7 protein-coding genes and 1 tRNA gene are annotated in these 5679 nt (G+C 33.6%); 7 read left to right on the top strand and 1 reads right to left on the bottom strand.

The genetic code is table 11. The features are described from left to right. Positions 1-166: 166 nt before the first annotated feature. The 7 genes from RWL86_RS08150 to pepT all read left to right on the top strand — a co-directional run bounded on the left by RWL86_RS08150 (position 167) and on the right by pepT (position 5160). Entirely contained in the window at positions 167-691 is a 525-nt protein-coding gene (locus tag RWL86_RS08150; RefSeq protein WP_314078717.1) for an FMN-binding protein, read from the top strand. Between the two features lie 128 nt (positions 692-819). Further along, a complete protein-coding gene (locus RWL86_RS08145; protein WP_314078714.1) occupies positions 820-1920 on the top strand; it encodes an FAD:protein FMN transferase in 1101 nt (366 codons plus the stop codon). Between the two features lies 1 nt (position 1921). After that, complete coding sequence (locus tag RWL86_RS08140; protein ID WP_314078712.1) at positions 1922-2860, top strand: 1,4-dihydroxy-2-naphthoate polyprenyltransferase; 939 nt, start codon at positions 1922-1924, stop codon at positions 2858-2860. A 74-nt stretch (positions 2861-2934) separates the two neighbouring features. Continuing rightward, a complete protein-coding gene (gene rpmG, locus RWL86_RS08135) occupies positions 2935-3087 on the top strand; it encodes a 50S ribosomal protein L33 (protein ID WP_006703972.1) in 153 nt (50 codons plus the stop codon). A gap of 19 nt (positions 3088-3106) precedes the next feature. After that, complete coding sequence (gene secE / locus RWL86_RS08130; protein WP_314078710.1) at positions 3107-3277, top strand: preprotein translocase subunit SecE; 171 nt, start codon at positions 3107-3109, stop codon at positions 3275-3277. A 96-nt stretch (positions 3278-3373) separates the two neighbouring features. Continuing rightward, the gene (gene nusG / locus RWL86_RS08125; protein WP_314078707.1) at positions 3374-3928 is read left to right on the top strand and encodes a transcription termination/antitermination protein NusG; all 555 of its coding nucleotides are present in this window, start codon (positions 3374-3376) and stop codon (positions 3926-3928) included. After that, a complete protein-coding gene (gene pepT, locus RWL86_RS08120) occupies positions 3928-5160 on the top strand; it encodes a peptidase T (RefSeq protein ID WP_314078705.1) in 1233 nt (410 codons plus the stop codon). Before nusG ends, pepT begins: the two co-directional genes overlap by 1 nt. 156 nt (positions 5161-5316) lie before the next feature. Here the strand turns inward: pepT and RWL86_RS08115 are convergent. Continuing rightward, positions 5317-5389: transfer RNA gene (locus tag RWL86_RS08115), tRNA-Thr, on the bottom strand. Positions 5390-5679: the final 290 nt, after the last annotated feature.

The raw sequence follows: 5679 nt of genomic DNA, 5'->3' as shown, positions 1-5679 counted from the left end.
TACTTGGGACATTTTTACTTGTGTTTAATTGAGACATTATCACTTGTGTTTGACACATAGGAAGTACCGTTATTGTTAGAATTTGCAATGAGTTATAGGAACATGATATAATGTTACCTAAAGAATTTACTAAAATTCTAAAATTAAAGAGAAAAGGATGGATAAAATGACAATCAAAAAATCATTAGCAACAGCAGCTGTTTTATTATCATCAGTAGTTGTATTAACTGCATGTGGTGGAGGTTCTAAATCAACGACTTCATCGACTGCAACTACAACAGCAGCAACTACTCAAGCAGCAAAATCTACTGCTTCAGGAGAATTAAAAGACGGTACTTACAAATTAGTATCTGAAGCTGACAAACGTGGTTGGCATGTAGAGTTTACAATTGTAGTTGAAGGCGGAAAAATTACATCTTCAGATTATGATAACTTAAACAAAGATGGCAAACGTAAATCAGAAGATGAAGCATATGAAAAACAAATGAAAGATAAAGTTAAAGTTGGACCAGCTGAATACTTCAAAGCATACAATGTTGGTTTAGTACAAAAACAAACTCCATCAGATGTTGAAGCAGTTGCGGGAGCAACAAATGCACACACTTCATTTGTAGAATATGCTAATAAATTAATTGAAGCAGCTCAAAAAGGTGACACTAAAGAAATTAAAGTGGCTGCACCTCAAGGCTAATTTAAAATGAAAGTAGGAACCGGGCTTAGGCTCGGTTTTTTTATATTGAAAAATAGGAGTATTGCTTGAGTTATTGTGAAAAATTTAGTAGACTATTTGAATGGAATTTAAACAATAAGGAGAAATATATGAAAATCAATAAATGGTTGCTAGTGGCAACTCTCGCTTTAAGTTCAATTGGCTTAGTGAGTTGTCAGCAAAAGAAAGTTCAAGATGCAGAAGTTGTTTCATCAGCTTCCGTAAAAACACCTAGAGAAATTATTAAGTCTCCTGTGAAAAAAACAGATTTCTTACTAGGGACTGCAGTAGCATTGTCTGTCTATCATCCAAATACTGAAGATTTATTAACCCGTGCTTTCGCATTGGTGAAAGATTTAGAAGCTAGAATTACAGTAAATGAGAGTGGGTCAGAAGTAGATGCGATTAATGAAGCGGCAGGAGACCATGCGGTAGCAGTCAGTGATGAAGTGTATGATGTCATTAAGCAAGGAATCGCTTATAGTGAAGAATTTAATGGTAGTTTTGATATTACGGTAGGTCCGCTAACAAGTTTATGGAGAATTGGGTTTCCGGATGCTAGAAAACCTTCCCAAAAAGAAATTGACGATGCATTGCCATTAGTGAATTATAAAAATGTTGTGTTAAATGATGAAGAAAGAAGTGTCTTTCTAACTCAAAAAGGAATGTTATTAGATTTAGGTGGAATTGCGAAAGGTTTTATTGCCGATCAATTATGGAATTTCTTCAAAAAAGAAGGTGTAACAACTGCAGTTATTGATTTAGGTGGAAATATTGTCGTAATGGGTGGTTCTCCAGCACGAGATGGTGTAGCGTGGAATGTAGGATTGCAAGATCCGTTGGAAAGTCGTGGGACAACATTAGGAACGATATTAGAAAAGGAAAAGACCATTGTAACTTCAGGAATTTATGAGAGATATTTAGAAGTAGATGGTAAGACGTATCATCATATTTTAAATCCAAAAACAGGTTATCCATATAAAAATGATATTGCAGGAGTTTCGATTATTGTCTCAAGTTCAACCCGAGGAGATGCATTATCAACTTCAATGTTTTCAATCGGTGTAGAAGAAGGGTTGAAATATGTGAACCAAAAAGATGATGTAGATGCAGTATTTATGACGAAAGATAAGAAAGTCTATGTGTCTAATTCGATTAAAAATGCGTTTAAATTAACGAATGATCAATATACATGGGAAGGGACGCATTAATATGAGAGATATGATTGAATTAGTAGAGTTAAGAACGAAAATTGCGAGTGTTATTCCTTTTGTAGTTGGATTACTCTATTCGATTTGGACGTTTGGGAATTTTAATGCTGTGAATATGATGTTGTTCTTTGTCGGAATGGTATGTTTTGATATGGCTACGACCGTTATGAATAATTTAATGGATTATGTCAAAGCAAAAAATGAGACGTATCGTCAAGAAGAAAATATTATTGGAGCTTCATCTTTAACAGTGAAACAGACAACAATTATATTTGCTGCTCTAGTCGTTATTGCAACAATTATTGGAATTATTTTAGTAGTGAGAACGAATATGATTTTATTATTCGTGGGTGCAATTTGTTTTGTGATTGGAATTTTTTATACTTTTGGTCCGATTCCAATTTCGAGAATGCCATTAGGGGAAGTGTTGTCTGGAGTTACTATGGGATTTGGGATTTTTTGGATTGTGATTTTTTTAAACTCTCCAGAAGCAAGTTTTGCATGGATGGGATTAGAACAAGGAATGTTGGTCGTTCGATTAGCGTTATTAGATCACTTCAAAGTTGCACTGCTCTCATTACCTTTAGTATGTACGATTGCGAATATTATGTTGAGTAATAATTTATGTGATTTAGAAACAGATATTACGAATCACCGCTATACATTGGTGTATTATATAGGGAAAATTGCTGCGTTGAAATTATATCAAGTCCTCTATTTCATTAATTTTGTAGCAATGGTGTTAGCAGTCGTATTTAAAATTGCACCAATTCTAATGTTAGGAACTCTAGTAGTTGCAATTCCAGTGTATAAAAATGTTCAACACTTCCTTCAAAAACAAGAGAAACGAACAACTTTTGCATTAGCCATTAAGAATATGGTCATGATTCATGTCATGCAAATGTTATTATTAGTCATTAGTGTGATATTTTTTCGCTAATGCTTGACAATTGGCACTGAGAATTTTATGATTGAATAGATATGATATAGTAGAAGAAAGAGAGTAGTGAAAATATGGCACAAAAGAAAGCGGCGTTGGCATGCAGTGTATGTGGTTCAAGAAACTACACACTTACTTTAGGGCAAAATAAGCGTGTTGAGCGTTTAGAATTAAAAAAATTCTGTAAGTTTTGCAATAAACAAACACTACATCGAGAAACTAAATAATCGAGAGGAGAAGTTTCGAATGCGTTTTTTAGTAAATGTTGTTAAAGAAATGAAGAGAGTAACATGGCCAACTGGTAAAGAAGTTAATAAATATACATTAACAGTTGTAATGGCAGTATTACTTGCGTTAGGATTTTTCACAGTAGTGGATTTTGCCATTTCAAATGCATTTAAATTAATTATTAAATAATTCGCAAGAGTTATAAAATAGTGGTATAATAAAAACAAGCAAAAACCTTCAAGTAAGAAGGTTTTTTTGTATGAAAAAATATTAGGAGGAATTACGATGAGTAATGCAGCAAAAGAATGGTATGTATTACATACTTATTCAGGATATGAAAATAAAGTGAAATCAAATATTGAATTACGTATTAGTTCAATGGGAATGGAAGAAAATATTTTTCGAGTAATTGTTCCAGAGGAAGAAGAAGTTGAAGTAAAAGATGGAAAAGAAAAAGTTACAGTAAGTAAAACTTTCCCAGGTTATGTATTAGTTGAAATGATTATGTCAGACCAAGCATGGTATGTTGTACGTAACACTCCAGGAGTAACAGGGTTTGTTGGATCACACGGAGCAGGTTCTAAACCATCTCCATTATTACCAGAAGAAGTGGATACATTATTAGGACGTTTAGGAGTTCCAACTCATGCGCCAGTAGATTTACAGGCTAAAGTTGGGGATTATGTCATTATCACTGAAGGTGCCTTTGATGGTATGAGTGGAAAAGTAACAGAAATTGATGACGAAAAACAAAAAGTTAAAGTTACGATTGAAATGTTTGGTCGTGAAACTATTGCAGAATTAGAATTTTATCAAGTGAAAGAAGATGACTCTTACTAATGCGAGAAAGTCTGTTAGATCGTTTTGTACGATATGCAAAGATTAATACAAGAAGTGATTTAAACGCAAATGCCGTTCCAACAACAAAGAGTCAGTTAGATTTTTTACAAATGTTGGAACAGGAATTGAAGGAATTAGGTTTTTCAAATATTACTTTAGATTTAGAAGATGCCTATTTAGTAGCTTGTATTCCGAGCAATTTGCCAGAAGGTAAAACAGCACCAGCCATTGGATTTGTAGCACATGTCGACACTGCAGATTTTAATGCGGAAAATATTCAGCCACAAATTTATTCGAATTATGATGGGAAAGATGTATTGTTGAATTCTGAATTAGGATTGATGATGCGAGTAGAAGAATTTTCTAACTTGAAAAATTATATCGGTCAAACTCTTATTACAACAGATGGGACAACCTTGTTAGGAGCAGATGATAAAGCAGGATTAGTTTCAATATTAGAAGCAGCTATTGATTTGCTAGAACATCCTGAGATTCTCCATGGAGATATATGGGTAGCGTTTGGACCAGATGAAGAAATTGGAAAAGGCGCCCACCGATTTAAAGCAGAGAGAATGCCAGTTCAATTTGCCTATACATTAGATAGTGGTGTAGTCGGAAAATTAGAATATGAAACTTTTAATGCCGCAAGAGCTGTTGTAAAAATTAATGGAACAAGCGTTCACCCCGGACAAGCAAAAGATGTTATGGTAAATGCATTGGCAGAAGCAGCAAAACTATTTTCCAAATTACCGAATCAAGAAGTTCCTGAAAGAACAAGTGGGTATGAAGGATTTTATATGCTTGCTAAACAATCAGGAAATATCGGAATGGTAGAAGCGGAATATATTATTCGAGATCATTCTATGGAGAAATTCCAAGAACGTAAGAAAAACTTTGCGAAAATTGTAGAAGAACAAAATGCAACTTATGATATTCCAAGAATTGAATGTCAAATTTATGATGAGTACTTTAATATGTATGAAGTGTTAAAAGAAGATATGACTCCAGTCGAAGTAGCAAAAGAAGCATATCGTCAATGTGGAATCGAACCAGATATTCAGCCTTTTAGAGGAGGTACAGATGGATGTATTATTACCTTTAAAGGAATTCCGACGCCAAACCTATTTACAGGTGCAGAGAATTTACACGGGCAATATGAATTTGTTACATTAGAAAGTATGGAAAAAGCTAAAGAAGTCGTATTAACAATTATTCAAAATATAGTGAAATAAAAATAGACCTCAGATGGAAAAGTCTGAGGTCCTTTCATATATAATTCAGTTGTTCCTAAAATGTTCCGTAAAGTTAGAATTTAAGCAATATATTAGCAATATTAGAGTAGCAAAATGTTAATATAGCAACATTCTGAAAACGAAATTTAAATAAGATGCCGAAAGCAGGGTTCGAACCTGTGACCTACGCGTTACGAGTGCGTTGCTCTACCAACTGAGCTATTTCGGCTTGATAAATATAGTATACTCCTCTAAAAGAGAGAAGTAAATAAGTAAAAGGGCGCTAAAATAAGGTTTTTAGCAGAATGCAACAAAAAATCTGCTAAAATATAAAAAAAGTTGTAAAAAGGACTTGAAAAATAAATTCAGCTATGGTAAATTATAAACACTGTTAACGAACGTTCGCATTTAAAGCGATTGCGAAAAAGAAATTTAAAATAAATTTTAAAAAGTAGTTGACAGACAAAAACGCCTATGATAATATATAGGAGTTGTCGCGTAAAGCGACGTTGACCTTTG

This window comes from uncultured Granulicatella sp. (assembly GCF_963515095.1).
Taxonomy (GTDB): domain Bacteria; phylum Bacillota; class Bacilli; order Lactobacillales; family Aerococcaceae; genus Granulicatella.
Note: the sequence above shows the minus strand (reverse complement) of the source record. Positions and strands in the feature narration are given on the sequence as shown.

Coding starts and splice junctions, on each gene's coding strand:
- RWL86_RS08150 (WP_314078717.1), top strand. CDS start 167: ATGACAATCAAAAAATCATTAGCAACAGCAGCTGTTTTATTATCATCA.
- RWL86_RS08145 (WP_314078714.1), top strand. CDS start 820: ATGAAAATCAATAAATGGTTGCTAGTGGCAACTCTCGCTTTAAGTTCA.
- RWL86_RS08140 (WP_314078712.1), top strand. CDS start 1,922: ATGAGAGATATGATTGAATTAGTAGAGTTAAGAACGAAAATTGCGAGT.
- rpmG (WP_006703972.1), top strand. CDS start 2,935: ATGGCACAAAAGAAAGCGGCGTTGGCATGCAGTGTATGTGGTTCAAGA.
- secE (WP_314078710.1), top strand. CDS start 3,107: ATGCGTTTTTTAGTAAATGTTGTTAAAGAAATGAAGAGAGTAACATGG.
- nusG (WP_314078707.1), top strand. CDS start 3,374: ATGAGTAATGCAGCAAAAGAATGGTATGTATTACATACTTATTCAGGA.
- pepT (WP_314078705.1), top strand. CDS start 3,928: ATGCGAGAAAGTCTGTTAGATCGTTTTGTACGATATGCAAAGATTAAT.